This window comes from Enterobacter sp. MGH 16 (assembly GCF_000493175.1).
Taxonomy (GTDB): domain Bacteria; phylum Pseudomonadota; class Gammaproteobacteria; order Enterobacterales; family Enterobacteriaceae; genus Enterobacter; species Enterobacter roggenkampii.
In genome coordinates this window covers 2,059,011-2,083,532 of sequence record NZ_KI535695.1, presented here as the reverse complement: position 1 = coordinate 2,083,532, position 24,522 = coordinate 2,059,011, and the positions used below count along the sequence as shown (strand labels likewise).

The following is a 24,522-nucleotide window of genomic DNA, read 5'->3' as shown; positions in this document are numbered from 1 at the left end:
GATATCGCGGCGAGTCGCGTAGCCTAAAACAAAGCCGGGTGGCGCTGACGCTTACCCGGCCTACGTGTTCGAGCCATTTGTAGGCCGGGTAAGGCAAAGCCGCCACCCGGCTTTTTCATGCCATTACGCTTCCTGCTTTACCAGTTCAGCTTCAGCTTCCGCGTCCCGCGCGCCTTCATTCTGCGACAGCATGGCGGTCGCAATACCATTACCCAGAACGTTAATTGCGGAACGGCCCATATCCAGGAAGTGGTCGATCCCCATCAGCAGCAGAATACCGGCGACCGGAATGTTAAAGCTTGGGATCGTCGCGGCCAGCACCACCAGCGAGGAGCGCGGTACGCCCGCAATCCCTTTTGAGGCCAGCATCAGGGTCAGCATCAGCACCGTCACCTCAGAGAAGCTCAGATGAATGTTGTACGCCTGCGCAATAAACATCGAGGCGAAAGAGCAGTACACCATCGACCCCACCAGGTTGAAGGAGTAGCCAATGGGCAGTACGAAAGAGGCGATGTTGCGCGAGCAGCCAAAACGCTCCAGTTGCTCCAGCGTTTTAGGATAGGCCGCTTCAGAACTGCTGGTGGTAAACGCCACCAGAACTGGATCTTTCAGCATGCTGACCAGGCGGAACACCTCTTTTTTCAGCACCATGTAACCCACGGCCAGCAGCACCATGCAGGTGAGAAGAATGGCAACGTAGTAGCCGCCAATAAAGGAGGCATAGTTCAACAGAATGCCCAGACCCTGCGTGGCGATAACGGATGAGATTGCCGCGAAAATGGCCAGCGGCGCAACGTACATCACGTAGCCTGTGACCTTCAGCATGATATGGGAAACCACGTCCAGCGCGGCCACCAGTGGGGCATTGAATTTCTGCCCCAGCGACGCGCCGCCAATGCCGAAGAACATTGAGAACACCACAATCTGCAGGATCTCATTGTTCGACATCGCCCCCGCGATGCTGGTCGGAATGGTGTGAGACAGGAACGCTTTCAGCGTCATCCCCCCAACGGCTAATCCGGTATCCACCGCTTCGGTCGGGACGGTCAGGTTCAGCCCGCTGCCCGGATGCTCCAGCGTGACGATAAACAGGCCGACCAGAATTGAGAGCACGGATGAGCTGATAAACCATACCATCGCTTTGCCGCCCACGCGGCCAATGGTGGAGGTTTCGCCCAGCTTCATAATGCCGACGGTGAGCGTACTGAAGACCAGCGGCGCAATGACCATTTTGATCAGTCGCAGGAAAATATCGGTCAGAAGGGTAATATTATCCGACCAGGCTTTGATGGCATCCGCAGATGCATATTCATGAATTGCTGCCCCTGAAAGAATACCCGCCAGCATGAATATCACGATGAAGAGTGTGAGTTTGTTTGCACTTGCCACGAAAAAAGACCCTCTATGCGCTTCAGATGTAGCCCGCACCGATACATATAAATTTTTTATTACGACGCGGGAAATTATTCGGCACATAAATTGACGCAAAGCGTAGGGGGATACAACTCCTTTTTAAGTTTTATTAATTTTGTTGTTATTGCCCTGACGATATATTGTGATCTGCATCACACTTTAATGGATATATTCTCTCCTGATAGCATGAAAATGCTGAAAGAAATAATTTAACTCTCTGTTATTTAAGGCAATAAGAAGTCAATAAGACAAAGTGCTTATGCGTTAAGGGGCAGGTGGTCGAAGCGATATCCGTAAACTAAATTCTCAATAACCCCCCTCAGAGGAACATTAAGCGGGGCTAACATCTTGAACGACAAAAATAAAACGTGGCAAGGGAACGGAGACGTCTTCTGGAGGGTGGTAAATGAAAAGAAAACTCCTTTTGATCTGCGCAGGCACCTTACTGACTGCGACAACGGTCCATCAGGCGCTGGCCGTCACCAGTAGCGGCACCATCGGCGCGACGCTGACGCTCACGAACGGTTGTCTGATAAACGGATCGCCCACGCAAAACGGCATTAACTTCGGGACACTGGATTTCGGCACCCATCCCGCAACGTTTTCCACTCTGACCACGCAGCTCACCGGCGCCAGCGGCGGAAACACCTTCACTATTCAATGTACGACCGCCAGCTATACGGTGGCGATCACCGGCAACACCAACTCCACCGCACCCGGCACCGTTGTCGGCACCCCGGGAACCCCTGCGCGCTATCTGGTTAACACCGCCAACGCGGCACAGGGCGTGGCATACAGCCTGTTCAGCGACAGCGGGTTTAACAGCGTGATTGCCAATAACACCGCGCTGCCGATCGCCTCTACGGCCGGAGGGGTGGACAGTTACACCCTCTACGGGCGTATTACCGGCGGCGGTAACAGCGTGACGGTCGTCCCGGGTACCTACACCGACACGATTAACGTCAGCGTCACCTATTAGTCCTGCACCGCCATGAAGGCAACTCTTACTGGTCTGCGCATATGCGCAGAGGGACACGTGCAGCCTTTTTTCGCGCTGATCGTCGGATTGCTGATGACGTCCGCGGCGGAGGCGGTGACGTCACAGTCCTTTAAGGTCAGCGCGACGATTGTTCCGGGATGCGCGGTGGCCACCGGCAGCGGAGGGGTTCTCGGGACGCTGGATTTTGGCACCCATAACGGCGTCGAGAGCGCACCGGTCAGCACCAGTTTTTTGCCAAACGGGGCCTTATCTATCGCCTGCACGCCAGGCGTGGCGCTGAGCATGAGCATTAATGGCGGCCAGAATTATTCAACCGTTCGCCGCATGAAACGCTCAAACGGCGCCGACGTGGTGGGATACCGGCTTTACAGCAGCAGCTCGCTGGCCGCGAACAGCGAAATTGGCGTCAACCAGGCGATACCGGTGACCTATAGCAACAGCAATAAGATCGCGCTGCCGCTTTTTGGCGTGGCGCTACTGACCGGATTTAGCCCGGCAGGAACGTATTCCGATCAGCTCACCGTGACCTTGTCATGGTAATAAAGGGAGAGTGTTGATGAAGCCAGTTTTCAGACCTGTTTGTCTGGCGGGCGCGTTGGGAATGGCTGTGGCAACCGGTCAGGCGCAGGCGGCAGCCACCATTCTGCTCTGGCCTATCGACCCGTGGCTTGCGGCAGACGCCAACGCCACGGAGCTGTGGATCCAGAACCAGGGAAACAGCGCCACCACGATGCAGGTGCGTATTGTGCGCTGGAAGCAGGAGGACGGACACGAACGCTACACCGCGCAGCAGGATGTGGTCGCCAGCCCGCCCATCGTCACGATTGGCACAGGCAGCAAGCAGCTTATCCGTCTTATTAAGCAGGCCCCCGTTCCCGCAGGCGTCGAACAAGCCTACCGCATTATCGTGGATGAAATTCCTCAGCCTGATGCCAAAGCAGAACCCGCCATCGGCCTCAAGTTGCAGATGCGTTACTCCATTCCGCTGTTTGTGTATGGCCAGGGGATCCCGACAATAAAAGAGGGGGCGCATCACGCTCTGGTGGAGACCCGGAACCTGAGCTGGCGGGTGACGCGAGCGGATGGGCAGCCGGTACTGGAGGTTCGGAATCGGGGGGATGTCCATGTCAGGCTGAGCCAGGTGGCGCTGGAGCAGGGAGGGCAGAAACGCACGGTCGCGGAGGGATTGCTGGGTTACGTACTTCCCGGCAGCACCCGCAGCTGGCCGATACCCGCAGGCGTTCGTCAGCCAGAGCGGATGAGCGCGCAGATTAATGCCAGGGACGCACAATGGCAGTCGACGCCCGTCAACTGAAGCCGGCGATGATGATACTGCTTTGCGTCAGTTCCGCGACCTGGGCTGAGCCCGGCGATGACAGCCTTCCGCCGCCGCCCCAGGCACAGGCGATACATGATGAAGCGGTCTTCCAGCTTGCCCTCGTGCTCAACCACTACGATACCGGTCTGGTCGTCCCCGTGACGCAGCGCAAAGGCGCTTTCTTTATCTCCAGCGCTGACCTGCTGCGCGCGGGGCTGCCCCCGGAACATGTTCCTGCCGGAGAGGTGAATCTCTCATCGCTTTCTCAGGTTCGGGTGGAGTACGACAGCGCCGGGCAACGTCTGCTGCTGACCGTTCCCCGGGACTGGGTCGCATCCCGCGTGACGCCGTTCGGCGCGCAAACGGTGCAGGCCAAACCGCACTTCGGGCGCGGCGCGCTGCTCAATTACGATCTCTACACCAACCACACGGAGCATATCGGCGGACAGGCGTCCCTCTGGCATGAATTCCGCTATTTCAATGAGAACGGCTCGTTTTCCTCCACCGGCTATGCCCGGGAAAATTTCACCGGTAACGACGGTCAGCAGGAAGGGTATGTCCGCTATGACACGACCCTGCTGTTCACGAATGAGGATGACGCAATGAGCTGGAGCGTCGGGGACGTGATCAGCGATGCCCTGAGCTGGAGCTCCAGCGTGCGGATGGGAGGGATCAGCGTCGGGCGAGATTTCTCCCTGCGCCCTGACCTGGTGACGTGGCCGCTGCCCGAATTCGCGGGGGAAGCGGCGGTGCCCACCTCGGTGGATCTCTTTATCAACGGCTATCGGTCCGGCTCAACCCAGCTTCAGCCGGGCCCCTTCACCCTGACCAATCTGCCCTATATCAACGGCGCCGGGGATGCGGTACTGGTCACGACGGATGCATTAGGGCGCCAGGTCAGCACCACGCTGCCGTTTTACGTCTCCAGCGACCTGCTCAAAAAAGGGCTGAGCGACGGCGCCGTGACGCTGGGCAGCCTGCGGCGTAATTACGGTATCAGGAATTTTGACTACGGCCCGGCGGCAGGCAGCGGTTCGTATCGCTACGGGGTGACGGACTGGCTGACGCTGGAGGGTCATGCCGAAGGGGCGGAGGCGCTGGCACTGGGCGGGGCTGGGACGGTGATTAAACTCGGCCAGTTTGGCGTGGTGAATACCTCTTACTCGCAAAGCCGCATGCGCGGGGAGGCGGGCGGGCAAATCAACTGGGGTTACCAGTACAGCACCAGCGAGTTCAGCGTGGCCACCCAGCACACGCGTCGGGGCCGCGGCTTTGGCAATCTGGCCCTGTACGACCAGCCTACGGTGTATGACGAGAACGATAAACCCATCGCCAGCTTCAGCCGCAATACGGACCAGTATTCTCTGACGTTCAACCTGGGACAGTACGGCAACATCGGCGCAGCCTGGATTGGCGTGGAGAGTTTTGACAGTCAAAAAACCGAGCTGCTTAATCTCTCATGGAGCCGTAATTTGTGGGGCGCGAGCAGTATTTACCTCGCCGGGAGCCGGGACCAGCAGCGGGGAGACTGGACGGTCGCGCTGTCGCTGCAGGTGCCGCTGGGGGCACGCGACAGCGCCGCGTTCACCGTCGAAAACACCCCGGATGCGGGCAACACCCAGCGCATTAACTACAACCATTCCATGCCGTCTGACGGCGGCTTTAGCTGGAACATGGCCTGGGCCAACCAGTCAAAATCCAGTGACTATCAGCAGGGCACGCTGGGCTGGCGTAATAACAATATTGAACTGCAGGGCGGCGGCTACGGTGAAAGGGACATGATGACCTGGTGGGGCGAGGCGATGGGCGCGATTGTTCTGATGGACGGCGAGCTGTTCGCGGCGAATAAGATCAACGATGCGTTTGTGGTCATCAGTACCGACGGTCATCCGGACGTGCCCGTCAGCTATGAGAACCAGCCCGTTGGCAAAACGAATAACAACGGTTACCTGCTGGTCAGCGGGGTGTCGGCGTATTACCCGGCAAGCTACCGCATTGATACCCTGAACCTGCCGGCGGACACCCGGCTGAAAGAGACCGAGCGGCGAATTGCGATTCGGCGTCACAGCGGCTATCTGGTCGATTTCCCGATGGAGCAGGAGAGGGTGGCAAGCGTCATCCTCCACGATGCGCGCGGCCAGGCGCTGCCGGTGGGAAGCCAGGTCCGGCGTGCCTCGCGCAGCAATGCGGTGGTGGGGTATGACGGTATTGCCTGGCTGGAAAACCTTAGCGATGTGAATCCGCTGGAGGTGATCGCGCCTGACGGAAAACGCTGCAAGGTCACCCTGACCGTGGGAGCCAACCCGGAGCACAAGCTGCAAACCTACGGTCCGCTGGTGTGTCGGGAGGCGCCATGACGCGCCTGCTGCTGTTGATGCTGTTGCTGTTCTCCGGCGGCGGCTGGGCGGCGTGTACCGTCAGTACGGTTAATGCGTCGTTTGGCAGCGTCACCTCGTTCGCGCTCAGCGGAACCGGGGAGGTTGAAACCACCGGCAGGCTTGTTGTGGCGTGTGATACCGTGCTCAACGTTCTGACCAACGATTCGGTGACCCTGAGCTACACCGCGGCGTCAGTCTCGGGCAACAGTCGCGCGACCATGAAACGTACGGATAATGCCGCCATTACGGACGTAATCCCCACCCGGCTGTGCGGATTATCGGCTTGTGCGAGCAGCAGCGAGGTGCAGATAAGTAAAACGTATACCTGGAGCGGGAATACCTTGCTGGGGCTGCTGGGGACAAGGCAGTATAACATTCCGCTCTATTTTCGCACCGTCGCTGGACAAAACGTCACTGCCGGTCCCTACCAGGTGCAGTTGACCTTCAGCATCAGCTACAGCGTCTGTGCCTTCGGTGTTGGAAGCCTTTGTACGAATGCCCAGACGGGAACCTCAACAACCACCATCCTGTTGGATATGACCGTCACCAACGACTGCAGCGCCATGACCACGCCGGACGTCAACTTCAACAGCGCGCCGCTGGTACAAAGTTTCCCCACCGTCTCACAGGCGATAGCCGTCACCTGTACCAAAGGCAGTACCTATACCATCGGCATTAACAACGGTGCTAACGCGCTGAATAACGTGCGCCGGATGGTAAGCGGCAGTAACTACCTCAGTTATGACATCTATAAAGAATCCACGGGTAACCGATGGGGCGGCAGCGGCAGCGAACGCTGGACCAGCGCGACGTCGTCGCAGGTCAGTGCTGACGGTTTACTGCGTACCTACAACTACACCGCGAAAGTGCTGACTAATCAGGCCACGCCACCCGCCGGAACCTACACCGATACGCTGATTGTCGACGTGGCTTTCTAACCCCGCGCTTTTCCCTTTCTCAAATGTAAAGTTCCTGTTGGCTGTGCCGATAACACCGTTAATAAATCTATGAGAAGGTGTTGTATGTTGAACCGTATCCGCGTTGTCACAATGCTTATGATGGTGCTGGTCATTTTCGCACTACTTCAGCTTATCTCCGGCGGGCTTTTTTTCTCGTCATTAAAACAGAACCAGGACAGCTTTGCGGCCTCGAACGATCTCCGCCTGCAGCAGAGTGAACTCACCTCAACGTGGGATCTGATGCTGCAAACGCGTATCAACCTGAGCCGCTCGTCCGCGCGCATGATGATGGATCCCAACAATCAGCAGAGCAGCGCGAAAACCGATCTGCTGAAAAATGCCCGGGCGACACTTGCGGATGCCGCAAAGCATTACGAGGCCTTTAAGAAAATCACCCCGCAGCCTGCGATGGAGCAGGTGAGCCAGAATATCGACGAAAAATACAACGCCTACCATGCCGGTCTGGCAGAGCTGATTCAGTTCCTGGAGAGCGGCAACATGGACGCCTATTTCGCGCAGCCGACGCAGGGGATGCAAAACGCCCTCGGCGCGGCGCTGGGGGAATATGCAAAGGTCAGTGGCGATCTGTATCACTCCGCGTTTGCTGAAAGCCAGAATGACTACCGCTTTGCGAAATGGCAGATGGCGGTGCTGGCGCTGGCGCTGGTCATTGTGCTGATCGCGGTCTGGTACGGCATTCGCCATATCCTGCTGAACCCTCTCGGTCGCGTCATCGCCCATATTCGTGACATTGCCGGCGGTGACCTGACCAAAACGCTGACCGTGTCCGGGCGCAATGAGATCACCGAGCTGGCAACCAGCGTTGACCATATGCAGCGTTCGCTTATCGATACCGTCGCCAACGTGCGTAGCGGCACGGATGCCATCTATACCGGCACCAGCGAAATTGCGATGGGCAATAACGACCTCTCATCGCGCACTGAACAGCAGGCGTCCGCCCTGGAAGAGACGGCGGCCAGCATGGAGCAGCTCACCGCGACCGTGAAGCAGAACGCCGATAACGCCCGCCAGGCGTCTCAGCTGGCGGAAAGCGCCTCCGAGACGGCGCAGCGCGGCGGCCGCGTGGTGGATGGCGTGGTGAAAACCATGCACGACATCGCCGAGAGCTCGAAGAAAATCGCCGACATCATCAGCGTTATCGACGGCATTGCCTTCCAGACCAACATTCTGGCGCTGAACGCCGCCGTGGAAGCGGCACGCGCGGGCGAACAGGGACGCGGGTTTGCCGTGGTGGCCGGGGAAGTGCGCAACCTGGCCAGCCGCAGCGCCAACGCGGCAAAAGAGATCAAATCGCTGATTGAAGATTCCGTCTCCCGCGTCGATACCGGCTCCGTGCTGGTTGAAAGCGCCGGGGAGACCATGAATGACATCGTGAATGCCGTCACCCGCGTGACGGACATCATGGGTGAAATCGCCTCTGCGTCTGATGAGCAGAGTCGTGGTATCGACCAGGTTGCCCTGGCGGTATCGGAAATGGATCGCGTGACACAGCAAAACGCCGCCCTGGTGCAGGAGTCCGCTGCGGCGGCCGCTGCCCTGGAAGACCAGGCGAGCCGTCTGAAGATGGCCGTCTCGGCGTTTCGTCTCGCTTCACTCGCTGGAAACACGGTCACCCCGCAGGCGACGTACCGCGCGCCAGCCGCTGAACCGGCTGCCAACCGTACGCGTACCGCGACGACCGGACAAGATGAAAACTGGGAAACATTTTGACTGACAATTAAACCGCGGCTGCTTGCCGCTTGATGGGAGCGTGGATGTTAAATCGTATTCGTATCTCGACCACACTGTTTTTGATTCTGATCCTTTGCGGTGTGTTGCAGGTTGGCAGTAACGGGTTGTCTTTTTGGGCGTTTCGCGATGGCTATCAGAATTTGCAGGACGTTGAGGCGAGTAATCAGCAGCGCTCCGCACTGGCACAAACCCGTGCCGTGCTGTTGCAGGCAAGCACTGCGCTGAACAAGGCGGGAACCTTAACCGCGCTAAGTTATCCGCCGGATGACATTAAGGCGCTGATGGCCACCGCACGCGACAGTCTGAAACAGGCTGACGCACAGTTTAAGGCCTTTGCGGCACAGGCCACCGGCAGCGAGAAAGAGAAAGCGCTGAAGGCCGCCATGAAGACCCATTTTGAACAGTGGTACAGCGATCTGGACCATCAGGCGACGTGGCTTGAGAACAACCAGCTGTCGGATTTTATGACCGCGCCGGTTCAGGCCTCGCAGGCGGCGTTTGACGGCAGCTTTGACGCATGGCAGCAGGATATCAATCAGTCTGTTCTGCGCGCCGGTGAAGCAAGCCGCACCAGCTATCACATGTCGGGCGTCATCTTCGGCGTGATGGTGATTCTGGCGGGCTTGCTGACCGGCGCCGCGCTGCTCTGGTCACGCAAAATGATTGTGCAGCCGCTGGCGATTATCAGCAGCCACTTCGACAGCATTGCGAAAGGCGACCTGGCGCGTCCGGTGGCGGTGTTCGGCAAAAACGAAATTTCGGCGATCTTTGCCAGCCTGAAGGCGATGCAGGGATCGCTGCGGGAAACGGTATCCGACGTGCGTCAGGGCAGTTATGCCATGCACACCGGGATCTCAGAGATTGCGGCAGGTAACAACGATCTCTCATCCCGCACCGAGCAGCAGGCGGCCTCGCTGGCGCAGACGGCAGCCAGTATGGAGCAGCTGACCGCGACGGTTAGCCAGAACGCCGATAACGCGCGTCAGGCATCTGACCTGTCAAAACAGGCGGCGATGACGGCGAAGAAGGGCGGCGACCAGGCGTCCCATGTCGCCAGCACCATGCAGGAGATCGCCACCAGTTCACAGAAAATTGGTGACATCATTAGCGTGATTGACGGTATCGCGTTCCAGACCAACATACTGGCGCTGAATGCTGCCGTTGAAGCGGCGCGTGCCGGGGAGCAGGGGCGCGGGTTTGCGGTGGTAGCGGGTGAGGTGCGTAACCTGGCGAGCCGCAGCGCCAACGCGGCGAAAGAAATTAAGGTGCTGATTGAAGAATCGGTGTCACGGGTTCAGCAAGGCTCTGCCCTGGTGGATACGGCGGCACAAACCATGCACGAAATCGTCACCTCCGTGACGCGGGTGAACGACATCATGGGCGAGATTGCCTCGGCGTCGGATGAACAGCGTCGCGGGATTGAGCAGGTTGCTCAGGCGGTCACCCAGATGGATCAGGTGACGCAACAGAACGCCTCGTTAGTTGAGGAAGCGGCAGCGGCAACCGATCAGCTGGCCAGCCAGGCGGATCGTCTGACCGGGCTGGTCGCGGTATTTAATGTGAAAGAGCACGTTGAAGCAGTAACAGAAGTCGGGCGGTCGCAGGCCGTGCCAGTTGTATCCTGAATGTAATTAAGAAGGCGCTATGACATCACCAATGCCCCCTGGGCAAACGTCATTATTGTTGCAGATGACACAGCGCCTCGCGCTGTCCGACGCGCATTTTCGTCGGATATGTCAGTTAATCTACCAGCGTGCGGGGATCGTGCTTGCGGATCATAAGCGGGACATGGTCTACAACCGTCTGGTGCGGCGCTTGCGTACGCTGGGGCTGGATGATTTTGGCCGCTATCTGAGCATGCTCGAGGCGAACCAGAACAGCGCAGAGTGGCAGGCTTTTATTAACTCGTTAACCACCAACCTGACGGCATTTTTCCGGGAGGCCCACCACTTCCCGGTCCTGGCCGAGCATGCGCGCCGGCGCACCGGGGAGTATCGCGTCTGGAGTGCGGCCGCCTCGACGGGTGAAGAGCCGTACTCGCTGGCGATCACCCTTGCCGATACGCTGGGGATGGCGCCGGGACGCTGGAAGGTCTACGCCAGCGATATCGATACCGAAGTGCTGGAGAAGGCGCGTAACGGTGTTTATCGCCAGGATGAACTGAAAACGCTGTCGCCGCAGCAGCTGCAGCGTTATTTCATGCGCGGCACGGGCCCGCATGAAGGCCTGGTACGCGTACGCCAGGAGCTGGCGAACTGCGTCGAATTCGCGCCCGTTAACCTGCTGGATAAGCAGTACAACGTGCCGGGGCCGTTCGACGCCATTTTTTGCCGTAACGTCATGATCTATTTTGATAAAACGACGCAACAGGACATTTTGCGTCGGTTTGTTCCGTTGCTCAAGCCTGACGGTTTACTGTTTGCCGGGCACTCGGAAAACTTCAGCAACCTCGTGCGTGAGTTTAGCCTGCGTGGGCAAACGGTATATGCGCTGAGTAAGGAAAAAGCATGAGTAAAATCAGGGTATTGTCCGTCGATGATTCAGCGCTGATGCGTCAGATCATGACTGAAATTATCAATAGCCACAGCGACATGGAGATGGTGGCAACCGCCCCCGATCCGCTGGTAGCGCGGGATTTAATTAAAAAATATAACCCCGACGTGCTAACGCTGGATGTCGAGATGCCGCGCATGGATGGCATAGATTTCCTCGAAAAATTAATGCGGCTGCGGCCCATGCCGGTGGTGATGGTCTCCTCCCTGACCGGGAAAGGATCGGAAATCACCCTGCGCGCGCTGGAGCTGGGAGCGGTGGACTTTGTCACCAAGCCGCAGCTCGGCATTCGCGAGGGGATGCTGGCGTACAGCGAGATGATCGCCGAGAAGATCCGCACCGCGTCGCGGGCGAAGCTTGCCGCCCACACGCCGATGGCCGCGCCTGCGACCCTGAAGGCCGGTCCCTTACTCAGCTCGGAAAAACTGCTGGTCATTGGCGCGTCAACCGGAGGAACAGAGGCAATTCGTCATGTACTCCAGCCATTGCCGCTCTCAAGTCCGGGTATTCTGATCACGCAGCATATGCCGCCAGGCTTTACCCGTTCGTTCGCCGAACGCCTGAACAAGCTGTGCCAGATCAGCGTGAAAGAGGCGGAAGACGGCGAGCGCGTGCTGCCGGGACATGCCTATATCGCCCCTGGCGACAAGCATATGGAACTGGCGCGCAGCGGCGCAAACTATCAAATCAAAATTCATGACGGACCGCCGGTCAACCGGCACCGTCCGTCGGTGGATGTGCTGTTTCATTCGGTGGCGAAACATGCGGGGCGCAACGCCGTTGGGGTGATCCTGACGGGGATGGGCAACGACGGGGCCGCCGGAATGCTTGCAATGCACCAGGCTGGCGCCTGGACGATTGCGCAGAATGAAGCAAGTTGTGTGGTGTTCGGCATGCCGCGCGAGGCCATCAATATGGGTGGCGTGAGCGAAGTGGTCGATCTTAGCCAGGTAAGCCAGCAGATGCTGGCGAAAATCAGTGCCGGACAGGCAATACGTATTTGACTCAGGAGTATTATTTTATGGCGGATAAAGAGCTTAAGTTTTTGGTTGTGGATGACTTTTCCACCATGCGTCGCATTGTGCGCAACCTGCTGAAAGAGCTGGGCTTCAATAACGTTGAAGAAGCAGAAGACGGCGTGGATGCGCTGAACAAACTGCAGGCGGGCGGGTTTGGTTTTGTGATCTCCGACTGGAACATGCCAAACATGGACGGTCTGGAACTGCTGAAAACCATTCGTGCTGATGCGGGAATGGCGTCCATGCCGGTGCTGATGGTCACGGCAGAAGCGAAAAAAGAGAACATCATTGCCGCTGCACAGGCGGGCGCAAGCGGCTACGTGGTGAAGCCATTCACGGCGGCGACCCTGGAAGAGAAGCTCGGTAAGATCTTCGAGAAACTCGGCATGTGAGGTGTTGGTTATGATGCAACCTGCTATGAAACCCGTTGAAGAACACTCGCCGAGCGACATTATCGTCCGCATCGGCAGCCTGACGCGCATGTTGCGTGACAGCCTGCGTGAGCTGGGTCTGGATCAGGCGATTGCCGAAGCGGCGGAAGCGATTCCTGATGCCCGCGATCGTCTGGACTACGTCGTGCAGATGACCGCTCAGGCCGCTGAACGTGCGCTGAACAGCGTGGAAGCGTCGCAGCCGCACCAGGATGCGATGGAAAAGGGGGCGAAAGCGCTGACCAAACGCTGGGACGAGTGGTTTGAGAACCCTATCGAGCTGGCGGATGCCCGCGAGCTGGTGACCGATACCCGTCAGTTCCTGGGGGATGTGCCGGGTCACACCAGCTTCACCAATGCCCAGCTGCTGGACATCATGATGGCGCAGGATTTCCAGGACCTGACCGGTCAGGTGATCAAGCGCATGATGGATGTGATCCAGGAGATTGAGCGCCAGCTGCTGATGGTGCTGCTGGAGAACATCCCGGAACCGGCAGCCCGTCCAAAACGCGAGAACGAAAGCCTGCTCAATGGTCCACAGCTCGACGCCAGCAAGGCGGGCGTGGTGGCAAGCCAGGATCAGGTGGACGACCTGCTGGACAGCCTCGGCTTCTGATGGTCCATTCCGCCTCAGGGGATGGATGCCCCCTGAGGCGGTTTGCGACAAAATCACCGAAAAGAGCCCGAATAAACGGGCTTTTCCCGCCATTGGATTTCCGCTGCGCTGGCATGATACCCGTGACGTAATGGGCTGAGCGTGCACAGTGGCAGAAGAGAACGACGACAAAACGGAAGCCCCCACACCCCACCGACTAGAAAAGGCGCGTGAGGAAGGGCAGATCCCCCGATCCCGAGAATTGACCTCCCTGCTGATCCTTATCGTAGGGGTGTGCATTATCTGGTGGGGCGGGGAGTCGCTCGCCCGCAAGCTGGCGGGCATGCTCTCAACCGGCTTACGTTTTGACCACAGTATGGTCAACGATCCGAATCTGATCCTCAGCCAGATTATTCAGCTGATTAAAGGGGCCATGGTTGCGCTGCTGCCCCTCATTACCGGGGTTGTGCTGGTCGCGCTGGTCTCGCCGGTGATGCTCGGCGGTCTGGTCTTCAGCGCCAAATCGCTGCAGCCGAAATTTTCCAAACTCAACCCGCTGCCGGGTATTGCGAAAATGTTCTCTGCCCAGACCGGGGCCGAGCTGCTCAAAGCCATTCTCAAATCGGTGCTGATGGGCAGCTCCGCGGGGTTTTACCTCTGGTACCACTGGCCGGAAATGATGCGTCTTATCAGCGAGTCGCCGCTCACCGCGATGAGCAACGCGCTGAATCTGGTCGGGCTCTGCGCGCTGCTGGTGGTGCTCAGCATTATCCCGATGGTGGGTTTTGACGTGATCTTCCAGCTCTATACCCACTTCAAGAAGCTGCGGATGTCGCGTCAGGATATCCGTGACGAATATAAGCAGATGGAAGGTGACCCGCACGTGAAGGGGCGCATCCGCCAGATGCAGCGTGCCGCCGCCCGTCGCCGCATGATGGACGATGTGCCAAAGGCCGACGTCATCGTTACCAACCCGACACACTATTCCGTTGCGCTGCGCTATGACGAAAACAAAATGAGCGCGCCGAAAGTGGTGGCGAAAGGGGCGGGGCTGATCGCGCTGCGTATCCGTGAAATTGGCACCGAACACCGCGTGCCGATCCTCGAAGCCCCTCCGCTGGCGCGTGCCCTGTACCGCCATGCGGATATTGGACAACAGATCCCGGGACAACTTTACGCCGCCGTGGCGGAAGTGCTGGCCTGGGTATGGCAGTTGAAGCGCTGGCGTCTGGCCGGCGGTCAACGGCCTGTGAAACCTGAGAACCTTCCGGTGCCTGCCGCGCTGGATTTTATGAACGAGAAGGACACTGATGGCTAATCTGGTGGCAATGTTGCGCCTGCCCGGCAACCTGAAATCGACCCAATGGCAGATCCTGGCCGGGCCGATTCTGATCCTGCTAATTCTGTCGATGATGGTACTGCCGCTTCCGGCGTTCATCCTCGACCTGCTTTTCACTTTCAATATCGCGCTGTCCATTATGGTGCTGCTGGTGGCGATGTTCACCCAGCGTACCCTGGAGTTCGCCGCGTTCCCGACCATTCTGCTGTTTACCACCCTGCTGCGACTGGCGCTGAACGTGGCGTCCACGCGTATCATCCTGATGGAAGGCCACACCGGGGCGGCAGCGGCAGGTAAAGTGGTGGAAGCGTTCGGCCACTTCCTGGTGGGCGGTAATTTCGCTATCGGTATCGTGGTGTTCGTCATCCTCGTGATCATCAACTTTATGGTCATCACCAAGGGTGCAGGGCGTATTGCGGAAGTGGGCGCGCGCTTTGTGCTGGACGGGATGCCGGGCAAGCAGATGGCGATCGACGCCGACCTGAACGCCGGGCTAATCGCCGAAGATGAAGCCAAAAAGCGCCGTGCGGAAGTGACGCAGGAGGCGGACTTCTACGGCTCCATGGACGGTGCGAGTAAGTTTGTGCGTGGTGACGCCATCGCGGGCATTCTGATCATGGTGATTAACGTGGTCGGCGGCCTGCTGGTGGGCGTATTGCAGCACGGGATGGACATGGGCCACGCGGCGGAGAGCTATACGCTGCTGACCATCGGTGACGGTCTGGTCGCGCAGATCCCGGCGCTGGTGATCTCCACTGCGGCGGGTGTCATCGTGACCCGCGTGAGCACCGATCAGGACGTTGGCGAGCAGATGGTGGGCCAGCTGTTCAGTAACCCGCGCGTGATGCTGCTGGCCGCGGCGGTGCTCGGGTTGCTCGGTCTGGTGCCGGGTATGCCAAACCTCGTCTTCCTGCTGTTTACGGCGGCGCTGCTGGGCCTTGCCTGGTGGATGCGTGGCCGTGAAACCAAACCGGCAGCGGAACCTGTTCCGGTCAAAATGCCGGAGAATAATCAGGCCGTCGAAGCGACCTGGAACGACGTTCAGCTGGAGGATTCTCTGGGAATGGAAGTCGGGTATCGCCTGATCCCGATGGTCGATTTCCAGCAGGACGGCGAGCTGCTCGGCCGTATCCGCAGTATCCGTAAAAAATTCGCCCAGGACATGGGCTTCCTGCCGCCGGTGGTACACATCCGCGACAATATGGACCTGCCGCCCGCGCGCTATCGCATCCTGATGAAAGGCGTTGAAATTGGCAGCGGTGATGCCTATCCGGGCCGCTGGCTCGCGATTAACCCCGGCACCGCCGCAGGCACGCTGCCGGGCGAGCAAACCATCGATCCGGCCTTTGGTCTGGCCGCGATCTGGATTGAAAGCGCGCTGAAAGAGCAGGCGCAGATCCAGGGTTACACGGTTGTTGAAGCCAGTACCGTGGTGGCAACCCACCTTAACCACCTGATTGGGCAATTCTCGGCGGAACTGTTTGGCCGTCAGGAAGCGCAGCAGCTTCTGGACCGCGTCACGCAGGAGATGCCGAAGTTGACGGAAGATCTGGTTCCGGGCGTGCTGACCTTAACCACGCTGCACAAGGTGCTGCAAAACCTGCTCGACGAGAAGGTGCCGATTCGCGATATGCGCACCATTCTGGAAACGATGGCAGAGCACGCGCCAATCCAGAGCGATCCTCACGAGCTGACGGCGGTGGTGCGCGTGGCGCTGGGACGCGCAATCACCCAGCAGTGGTTCCCGGGAACCGGGGAGGTTCAGGTTATTGGCCTCGATACGCCGCTTGAGCGTCTGCTGCTGCAGGCTCTGCAGGGCGGAGGCGGCCTGGAGCCGGGCCTGGCCGACCGTCTGCTGGCGCAAACCCAGGAGGCGCTGGCGCGTCAGGAGATGCTCGGCGCGCCGCCGGTGCTGCTGGTGAACCACGCGCTGCGTCCGCTGCTGTCCCGCTTCTTGCGCCGCAGCCTGAGCCAACTGGTCGTGCTGTCGAATCTCGAGCTGTCGGATAACCGTCATATCCGCATGACCGCGACGATTGGAGGAAAATAATGCGTAAATGGCTTTGGCTGCTGTTCTTCCCGCTGGCGGCGCAGGCTGCCGGGGGAGGCACCTGGCAGGCGAGCAGCATTGGGGTGACCCTCAGCAACCGCGGTGTTGCCATGTCATCTAACCCGCTGGCGCCTGCTGAAGAGGTTTCCGGTCTGATGGGTCTGGTGGTCTGGAACTACCGGCTGATTGGCCCAACGCCAGCGGGCCTGCGGGTGCGCCTCTGCTCTCAGACGCGCTGCACGGAAATCGACGGCGAAAATGGAACAACGCAGGCGTTCAACGGCGTGCCGGCTATTGAACCTTTGCGTTTCATCTGGGAAGTGCCGGGCGGGGGACGTTTGATCCCGGCGCTGAAGGTGCAGAGTAATTCTGTCATCGTGAACTACCGCTGACGGTTGAATTGTCAGGACTGCAAAAAAACAAAACCCGGCGATTGCCGGGTTTTTTGTATTACATACGTTCTACGGTTTCGATACCCAGAGTATCCAGACCCAGCTTCAGGGTCTTCGCCGTCAGCTGCGCCAGCTTCAGGCGGCTGTTGCGGACCGTTTCATTCTCCGCAGAGAGAATAGGGCAGTGTTCGTAGAAGCCGGAGAACAGACCCGCCAGATCGTACAGGTAAGCACACATCACGTGCGGCGTGCCGTCACGTGCGACCACGGTCAGCGTCTCTTCGAACTGCAGCAGACGCGCCGCCAGCTGCGCTTCACGATCTTCCGTGATGGTCACGGTGGCATTCGCCAGCACGCTTTCGTCGATATTGGCTTTGCGGAAGACCGACAGCACGCGGGTGTAAGCGTACTGCATGTATGGCGCGGTGTTGCCTTCAAACGCCAGCATGTTATCCCAGTCGAAGATGTAGTCGGTGGTACGGTTCTTGGACAGGTCCGCGTATTTCACCGCGCCGATACCTACGGCGTTCGCCAGTTTTTCCAGCTCGTCGGCCGGCATGTCCGGATTCTTCTCAGCCACCAGACGACGGGCGCGTTCCAGCGCTTCGTCCAGCAGGTCGGAGAGCTTCACGGTCCCGCCCGCGCGGGTTTTGAAAGGCTTGCCGTCTTTACCCAGCATCATGCCGAACATGTGGTGTTCCAGCGGAACGCTGTCCGGTACGTAACCGGCTTTACGCACGATGGTCCACGCCTGCATCAGGTGCTGGTGCTGACGGGAGTCGATGTAGTACAGCACGCGGTCGGCGTGCAGCGTTTCATAACGGTATTTCGCACAGGCGATATCGGTCGTGGTGTAGAGGTAGCCGCCATCCTTTTTCTGGATGATCACGCCCATCGGTTCGCCTTCCTTGTTTTTGTACTCATCAAGGAACACCACCGTTGCGCCTTCGCTCTCAACCGCCAGGTTTTTCGCTTTCAGGTCCGCCACAATGCCGGGCAGCATTGGGTTATACAGGCTTTCACCCATCACGTCGTCACGGGTCAGGGTGACGTTCAGACGGTTATAGGTAAGCTGGTTCTGAGACATGGTGATGTCAACCAGCTTGCGCCACATCTCGAGGAAGTATTGATCGCCGCCCTGCAGTTTTACCACGTAGCTGCGCGCGCGCTCGGCAAAGGCTTCATCTTCGTCATAGTGCTTTTTGGCTTCGCGATAAAACCCTTCCAGGTCCGCCAGCGCCATTTCGCCCGCGTTTTCCTGCTGCTGTTTTTCCAGGTAAGCAATCAGCATCCCGAACTGGGTACCCCAGTCGCCCACGTGGTTCGCGCGGATCACCTTGTGACCGAGGAACTCGAGCGTACGCACCGCGGCATCACCGATGATGGTGGAGCGCAGGTGGCCAACGTGCATCTCTTTCGCCACGTTCGGGGCAGAGTAGTCGATCACGACGGTCTGCGCTTCCGGCTGGGAAACACCCAGACGATCGGATTTCAGCGCCGCGTCAACGTGGCTTGCCAGGAAGGCAGGCTCGAGGAAGATGTTGATAAAGCCCGGGCCGGCGATTTCGGTTTTGCTGGCAATGCCGGCGAGATCCAGATGCGTCAGTACCTGCTCAGCGAGCTGTCGCGGCGGCATACCCAGTTTTTTAGCCACTGCCATCACGCCATTAGCCTGATAGTCGCCAAACTGTACTTTTGCTGACTGACGAACCTGCGGTTCGCAATCCGCAGGCGCGCCTGCGGCAATCAGTGCCTGACTGACTTTTTCGGAGAGAAGAGCCTGAATATTCACCTGGATACCTTACTTTTTTGATGCGGGCTCACAACCACCCGCGCCAGTTAGAGAATTTAGGGCGGGAGTATACTGCAAATGCCTTCTGCCGTCAGCATCGCGGGGCCTGAAGATTGCTCAGAATCCAGGCTAAGAAGGTGTGCATAAACATGCAGTCGTAAAAAGCCGGATTCTGCGGTTGGTCAAAACAGATCAACAGAGTAAATTAGCGGCTTTGCGACACGAAAAGAGAGTGACTTATGGCGAACTGGCAATCCATTGACGAACTGCATGATATTTCCGCAGATTTACCGCGCTTCACCCAGGCGTTCACAGAACTTGCCACCCGTCTCGGCCTGGATATCGCGCCGCTTGAGGCCGATCACATCTCTTTGCGCTGCCATCAGAATGCCACCGCAGAACGCTGGCGTCGCGGGTTCGAACAGTGCGGCCAGTTACTGTCCGAGAATATCATTAACGGTCGCCCCATCTGCCTGTTCAGGCTGCGTGAGCCGGTGAACGTGGCCCACTGGCAATTCACCGTGGTTGAACTGCCGTGGCCGGGCGAGAAGCGCTATCCACACGAAGGGTGGGAGCACATTGAAATTGTCCTGCCGGGTGAGCCGGAGACATTAAACGCGCGCGCGCTGGCCCTGTTAGCTGACGAAGGCTTAAGCCAGCCGGGGATTTTTGTGAAGACCAGTTCGCCCAAAGGCGAACGCGAGCGGTTACCCAACCCGACGCTGGCCGTCACGGACGGGCAGGTCACGGTGAAGTTTCATCCCTGGACCATTGAGCAGATCGTTGCCAGTGAGGCGCAATAGATGTGAGTTCCCGCCGGGACTGAAAACAGACGGCATGTCATGATGGTGCGTTTGGTGGAATTTAAGGAGGATTACATGGCGCTGCTGGAGATTTGCTGTTACAGCGTGGAGTGTGCCGTCACCGCGCAAAATTACGGGGCTGACCGCATTGAGCTGTGTGCGGCACCCAAAGAGGGCGGGCTGACGCCTTCTTACGGCGTGCTGAAGGCTGCTCGTCAGGCCGTCACGATTCCCGTTCACCCGATTATTCGTCCACGCGGCGGTGATTTTTGTTACACGGCGGGCGAGTTCGGTGCCATGCTTGATGATATCGCCCTCGTGCGCGACCTGGGGTTCCCCGGGCTGGTCACCGGCCTGCTGGATGAAGACGGCAATATCGACCTCCCGCGCATGCGTCAGGTCATGAGCGCCGCGCAGGGGCTCGCCGTCACTTTTCATCGCGCATTTGATATGTGTAAAGATCCGCTTCAGGCCTTTGAAACGCTTGGAGAACTTGGCGTGGCGCGCATTCTGACATCGGGTCAACAGCCGTCCGCTGAAAAAGGACTGCAATTAATTACGGAACTAAAAGCACATTCCGGTGTTCCAATAATAATGGCGGGTGCGGGAGTCCGTGCCAGCAATCTGGAACGGTTTTTAAACGCCGGGGTAGAAGAGCTGCACAGCTCGGCAGGCAAATGGATGCCGTCACCCATGCGTTATCGCAATACAGGATTGTCAATGTCGACGGATGCTGAAGCGGATGAGTATTCACGCTACGGCGTAGAGGGAGAGTCGGTTGCGGAAATGAAGTCGCTGATTGAGCGCCATCACGTGTAGCAACGTACCGATTTTTACCGCGCATCATGTCGCCCAATATGATGCTTGCTTGTACCAGGCCCCTGCAAATTACACAGGGGCCTTTTTTTCTCCTGCGCCCGGTAGCGCTTCGCTTACCGGACCTGGAAAATCGGGAGTAGGCCGGGTAAGGCGCAGCCGCCACCCGGCTAACAGGCTACGGCTTCGTCGCAATCAACACCGCTCGCATCGGGGCCGGATAGCCTTCGATGGTTTTGCTGTGATCGGCCGGGTCGAGGAACTGCTCCAGCGATTCGGTGATCATCCAGTCGGTACGGCGCTGCTCGTCGATAGAGGTCACGCTGACATCGGCAATCCGCACATCCACAAATCCGCACTTCTCCAGCCAGTTCTTCAGGGCCAGCGCGGAAGGGATGAAGTAAACGTTGCGCATCTGCGCGTAGCGATCGCCCGGTACCAGAACGGCATGTTCATCGCCTTCGATCACCAGCGTTTCCAGCACCAGCTCGCCGCCGCTGACCAGCTGATCTTTCAGTTGCCACAGGTGCTCCAGTGGGGAACGGCGGTGATACAACACGCCCATGGAGAACACGGTATCAAAGGCTTTCAGTGCGGGCAGCTGCTCAATACCCAGCGGCAGCAGGTGCGCGCGCTGGTCGTTACCCAGCAGCTTACGTACCGCTTCAAACTGACACAGGAACAGCTGCATCGGGTCGATACCAACCACCAGATGCGCGCCCGCGCCAATCATGCGCCACATGTGATAGCCGCTACCGCAGCCCACGTCCAGAATGGTGCGCCCGGTCAGGTCGGAAAGGTGCGGCAGAACGCGATCCCATTTCCAGTCTGAGCGCCATTCGGTATTGATGTTCACGCCGTACAGCGAGAACGGCCCTTTACGCCACGGCATCAGGTTGCGCATCAGCGTTTCGATACGGTTGATCTGCCCTGGCGGAAGCGGTTCTTCACTCTCTGCAGTGACGCTGTGCAGGAGATCCAGACGATGCGGGGTCAGTTCCGGCAGAAACTCCACCGCATTCGCCCACTGCTTTAACAGGCCGTGCTGCTGATCCCGCTGCCAGGCGGCAATCTGCGCAGGCAGCGTCTCCAGCCAGTGGGAGAGGTGATTTTTGGCAATCAGCTGATAGAAGTTGCTGAACTCGATCATGCGGGTTTCCCCGCTTTCAGCGCCACCAGAGACCCAAAGTTGAAGCACTGGAACCACAGTTCGCTATGCTCAAATCCGGCCTGACGCAGGCGCGCCTTGTGGGTTTCTACGGAGTCCGTCAGCATCACGTTTTCGAGCATGCTGCGCTTCTGGCTGATCTCCAGCTCGCTGTAGCCGTTCGCCCGTTTGAAATCGTGGTGCATATTGAACAGCAGCTCGCCAACCTCGGCATCTTCAAAGCTGAATTTCTCCGAGAGCACCAGCGCGCCGCCAGGATTCAGCCCCTGATATATTTTGTCCAGCAGCAGCTGGCGGTCTTCCGGCACCAGGAACTGCAGGGTGAAATTCAGCACCACCATCGAGGCGTTTTCGATCTCGATCTCACGGATATCGCCTTCCACCACGTCAACCGGAACAGGGGCCTTGTAGGCGTCAATATGGCGACGGCAGCGTTCCACCATGGCCGGAGAGTTATCCACGGCAATGATTCGGCAGCCTTCGTGATGAACGTTACGACGTACCGACAGCGTTGCCGCGCCGAGCGAGCAGCCCAGGTCATAGACCTGCGTGCCGGGTTGAACGAAGCGCTCAGCCAGCATGCCGATCATAGAGATAATATTGGAATAACCGGGAACAGAGCGCTGGATCATATCCGGGAAGACTTCGGCTACCCGTTCATCGAAGGTCCAGTCGCCCAGGCTGGCGATAGGCGCGGAAAAAAGCGTGTCGCGATCTGACATAACGTAAAAATCCGGGAAAAATAAAGTGGCGTATTGTGCGCTAATGGAGGGAGAAAACCAACTCCCACGGCATATACCACAGGTTAGCCAGCACCATCAGCAAAAGCGAACACCAGGTTGCACTCATGCCGGAACGACGCCAGCGGATTAAGCGGTGGTGAAAGCCGTAATAATGCATCAGGCGGCCAGCGATAAGCAGCAGGCCACAGATGTGCACCATCCAGGTTTCTGCGCCATTCATCTCCATAAACAGCAGCAGGATGAGGGCCGCGGGGATGTATTCGACCGCATTGCCATGAATGCGGATAGCGCTTTGCAGCTCGGAAAAGCCGCCGTCACCGTAAGAAACGCGGTAAAGCGTTCTGAGGCGCACAACGTCAAATGAAAACTTAATCAGCAGTAATGCACCTAACACCGCGTACAGCGCGCTGACCATACAAACTCCCTGTTTTTGGCAGATGGCACTTCCCTATGATAGGGGGTGATATCAGAAAAGAGAAGATTGTTGTGGGATGGAAGGGGCGCTGCCCACGGATGGCACCGCAGCCTGCAAGGCCTGCCACAGAGCATCGACCAGTTCGGGGGCCTGGGCAATATCCGGCGTGTGCAAAAAGAGATACGGCGTGGTGGTGTGTTCCCACGAGGCCAGTTTTTTCAGCCAGACGGCGAACATCGCCTGGTTTTGCGGCATGTTATCGCTGCCGATAAACCTGACCATTGGGTTTTGCGCGGTCACGATGGCGTGGACCGGCACTTTCGGTTTTTTACGCTGAGCTTCAACGATGGCCTCGTTATGCGGTATCGCGCTGTGCACCGGACGGCTATCGAGGATCACCCGGTTAACGGAACGCTCAAGCAGGCCGCGGTTGAGCGCTTTTTCCGCTTCGCCTTTCGCAAAGAAGTCCTGGTGTCGAACCTCCACGCCGTAGGTAAATTCCCGGGGCAGGGCATCCAGGAACTGCCAGAGCGCAGGCAGGTCGCGCGGAGCAAACGTGGCCGGAAGCTGCAGCCAGTACTGGCCGATGCGGTTTGCCAGCGGCGACATGCGGGTGAAAAACTCTTCGGTCAAATCCCCGCAGTTGCGCAAGGCGGCCTGGTGGGAAATGGTGGCTGGAAACTTAAAGCAGAAGCGAAAGTCGTCGGTTGTTTGCTCCCGCCAGCGCGCAACAATCTCCGCTTTGGGGAGTGCATACAGGGTGGTGTTACCCTCGACGCAGTTGAAGTGTCGGGCATACTCCTCAAGGCTGGTGATGCCAAGGCGCACCCATTTCGGGTGCGACCACTGGGGCAGGCCCACATACATCATAACGCGCTAAGGATCTCGTCCGTGCTGCGCACGCGACCGATGCGCGGGAAGATGTGCGTCATGCTGCCCTGGTGCTGTTCCGCCGAGGCCGCGCTACACGCATCTTCGGCAATCACCAGATTAAAGCCCAGCTCCCACGCGTTGCGGGCAGTCGACTCCACGCCGATGTTCGTGGAAATGCCGCACAGGATGATCGTGTCAATGCCGCGACGGCGGAGCTGCAGCTCGAGATCGGTCCCGTAGAAGGCGCCCCACTGACGTTTGGTCACTTCGATGTCGCCGTCGCGTTTGCCGAGCGAGACCGGGTACGTCCACCAGTTTTCCGGCAGGGCGCGGGCGGGAGTTTGCGCATCAACGGGCTGTTTTAACGCTTCTGCGTAATCCGCAGACCAGCCGACGCGCACCATGACAACCGGGGCACCGCTGGCACGGCATTTTTCCGCCAGGCGGGCGGCGCGGCTGACCACATCGTCCGCGGTATGCGGGCCACCGGCGAAGGGCAAAATGCCTTCCTGTAAATCAATCACCACAAGCGCGGTTTTGCTGGCATCAAGGGTTAACATCGTTACTCCCGTTAAATGAATCACTTCCACACACCATACGACGCGATGGCCTGTTATTGGTCGCATAATTTTGTTAATTTTTGTGAGAATGCGCAATAAGAGTGCAGCAAACGACCGCCTGGCCGTGGTTCGCTCTTATCGTCCGGCGGAATT

23 protein-coding genes are annotated in these 24,522 nt (G+C 58.5%); 16 read left to right on the top strand and 7 right to left on the bottom strand.

Annotated features, from left to right (window positions below; genetic code table 11):
- Positions 1-123: 123 nt before the first annotated feature.
- On the bottom strand, positions 124-1,389 hold the full coding sequence (locus L362_RS12950; RefSeq protein WP_008500421.1) for a dicarboxylate/amino acid:cation symporter: 1,266 nt from the start codon (positions 1,387-1,389) through the stop codon (positions 124-126).
- A 430-nt stretch (positions 1,390-1,819) separates the two neighbouring features.
- Here L362_RS12950 and L362_RS12955 point away from each other — a divergent pair, with 430 nt between their 5' ends.
- The 14 genes from L362_RS12955 to L362_RS13020 all read left to right on the top strand — a co-directional run bounded on the left by L362_RS12955 (position 1,820) and on the right by L362_RS13020 (position 17,199).
- Complete coding sequence (locus L362_RS12955) at positions 1,820-2,392, top strand: Csu type fimbrial protein (RefSeq protein ID WP_023344440.1); 573 nt, start codon at positions 1,820-1,822, stop codon at positions 2,390-2,392.
- Between the two features lie 12 nt (positions 2,393-2,404).
- Positions 2,405-2,953, top strand: coding sequence for a Csu type fimbrial protein (locus tag L362_RS12960; protein WP_032637790.1), 549 nt, complete (start codon positions 2,405-2,407; stop codon positions 2,951-2,953).
- A 16-nt stretch (positions 2,954-2,969) separates the two neighbouring features.
- Positions 2,970-3,728: a fimbrial biogenesis chaperone gene (locus L362_RS12965; protein WP_023344438.1), complete on the top strand. Its 759-nt coding sequence runs from the start codon at positions 2,970-2,972 to the stop codon at positions 3,726-3,728.
- Positions 3,704-6,088, top strand: coding sequence for a fimbria/pilus outer membrane usher protein (locus L362_RS12970; protein ID WP_023344437.1), 2,385 nt, complete (start codon positions 3,704-3,706; stop codon positions 6,086-6,088). The genes L362_RS12965 and L362_RS12970 overlap by 25 nt, the downstream gene beginning before the upstream one ends.
- On the top strand, positions 6,085-7,047 hold the full coding sequence (locus L362_RS12975) for a Csu type fimbrial protein (protein ID WP_023344436.1): 963 nt from the start codon (positions 6,085-6,087) through the stop codon (positions 7,045-7,047). The genes L362_RS12970 and L362_RS12975 overlap by 4 nt, the downstream gene beginning before the upstream one ends.
- An 84-nt stretch (positions 7,048-7,131) precedes the next feature.
- Complete coding sequence (tar, locus tag L362_RS12980) at positions 7,132-8,799, top strand: methyl-accepting chemotaxis protein II (protein WP_023344435.1); 1,668 nt, start codon at positions 7,132-7,134, stop codon at positions 8,797-8,799.
- 44 nt (positions 8,800-8,843) lie between these two features.
- Positions 8,844-10,445, top strand: a complete 1,602-nt coding sequence (gene tap, locus L362_RS12985; protein ID WP_023344434.1) for a methyl-accepting chemotaxis protein IV — start codon at positions 8,844-8,846, stop codon at positions 10,443-10,445.
- Between the two features lie 19 nt (positions 10,446-10,464).
- The gene (gene cheR, locus L362_RS12990; protein ID WP_008500429.1) at positions 10,465-11,331 is read left to right on the top strand and encodes a protein-glutamate O-methyltransferase CheR; all 867 of its coding nucleotides are present in this window, start codon (positions 10,465-10,467) and stop codon (positions 11,329-11,331) included.
- Positions 11,328-12,377: a protein-glutamate methylesterase/protein-glutamine glutaminase gene (locus L362_RS12995; protein ID WP_008500430.1), complete on the top strand. Its 1,050-nt coding sequence runs from the start codon at positions 11,328-11,330 to the stop codon at positions 12,375-12,377. Before cheR ends, L362_RS12995 begins: the two co-directional genes overlap by 4 nt.
- Before the next feature lie 17 nt (positions 12,378-12,394).
- A complete protein-coding gene (gene cheY / locus L362_RS13000; RefSeq protein ID WP_008500431.1) occupies positions 12,395-12,784 on the top strand; it encodes a chemotaxis response regulator CheY in 390 nt (129 codons plus the stop codon).
- Positions 12,785-12,794: 10 nt separating this feature from the next.
- On the top strand, positions 12,795-13,439 hold the full coding sequence (gene cheZ, locus L362_RS13005; protein ID WP_008500432.1) for a protein phosphatase CheZ: 645 nt from the start codon (positions 12,795-12,797) through the stop codon (positions 13,437-13,439).
- Positions 13,440-13,587: 148 nt separating this feature from the next.
- Complete coding sequence (gene flhB / locus L362_RS13010; RefSeq protein WP_021240449.1) at positions 13,588-14,736, top strand: flagellar biosynthesis protein FlhB; 1,149 nt, start codon at positions 13,588-13,590, stop codon at positions 14,734-14,736.
- Complete coding sequence (gene flhA, locus L362_RS13015) at positions 14,729-16,807, top strand: flagellar biosynthesis protein FlhA (RefSeq protein ID WP_023344433.1); 2,079 nt, start codon at positions 14,729-14,731, stop codon at positions 16,805-16,807. The genes flhB and flhA overlap by 8 nt, the downstream gene beginning before the upstream one ends.
- On the top strand, positions 16,807-17,199 hold the full coding sequence (locus L362_RS13020; protein WP_008500435.1) for a flagellar protein FlhE: 393 nt from the start codon (positions 16,807-16,809) through the stop codon (positions 17,197-17,199). Before flhA ends, L362_RS13020 begins: the two co-directional genes overlap by 1 nt.
- Before the next feature lie 58 nt (positions 17,200-17,257).
- Here L362_RS13020 and argS read toward each other — a convergent pair whose 3' ends face one another.
- Entirely contained in the window at positions 17,258-18,991 is a 1,734-nt protein-coding gene (argS, locus tag L362_RS13025; protein WP_023344432.1) for an arginine--tRNA ligase, read from the bottom strand.
- Positions 18,992-19,230: 239 nt separating this feature from the next.
- Here argS and L362_RS13030 point away from each other — a divergent pair, with 239 nt between their 5' ends.
- Complete coding sequence (locus L362_RS13030; RefSeq protein ID WP_023344431.1) at positions 19,231-19,794, top strand: VOC family protein; 564 nt, start codon at positions 19,231-19,233, stop codon at positions 19,792-19,794.
- A 75-nt stretch (positions 19,795-19,869) separates the two neighbouring features.
- On the top strand, positions 19,870-20,613 hold the full coding sequence (gene cutC, locus L362_RS13035) for a copper homeostasis protein CutC (RefSeq protein WP_023344430.1): 744 nt from the start codon (positions 19,870-19,872) through the stop codon (positions 20,611-20,613).
- A 175-nt stretch (positions 20,614-20,788) separates the two neighbouring features.
- Here cutC and cmoB read toward each other — a convergent pair whose 3' ends face one another.
- From cmoB to L362_RS13060, 5 genes are read right to left on the bottom strand one after another with little or no spacing between them, the layout of a single operon-like run.
- A complete protein-coding gene (cmoB, locus tag L362_RS13040; protein WP_023344429.1) occupies positions 20,789-21,760 on the bottom strand; it encodes a tRNA 5-methoxyuridine(34)/uridine 5-oxyacetic acid(34) synthase CmoB in 972 nt (323 codons plus the stop codon).
- Positions 21,757-22,500, bottom strand: coding sequence for a carboxy-S-adenosyl-L-methionine synthase CmoA (gene cmoA / locus L362_RS13045; protein WP_023344428.1), 744 nt, complete (start codon positions 22,498-22,500; stop codon positions 21,757-21,759). The genes cmoB and cmoA overlap by 4 nt, the downstream gene beginning before the upstream one ends.
- A 40-nt stretch (positions 22,501-22,540) precedes the next feature.
- Complete coding sequence (locus L362_RS13050; RefSeq protein WP_021240443.1) at positions 22,541-22,936, bottom strand: MAPEG family protein; 396 nt, start codon at positions 22,934-22,936, stop codon at positions 22,541-22,543.
- A gap of 51 nt (positions 22,937-22,987) precedes the next feature.
- Entirely contained in the window at positions 22,988-23,806 is an 819-nt protein-coding gene (locus tag L362_RS13055) for a DUF72 domain-containing protein (RefSeq protein ID WP_023344427.1), read from the bottom strand.
- Entirely contained in the window at positions 23,803-24,369 is a 567-nt protein-coding gene (locus L362_RS13060) for a hydrolase (RefSeq protein ID WP_023325521.1), read from the bottom strand. Before L362_RS13060 ends, L362_RS13055 begins: the two co-directional genes overlap by 4 nt.
- Positions 24,370-24,522: the final 153 nt, after the last annotated feature.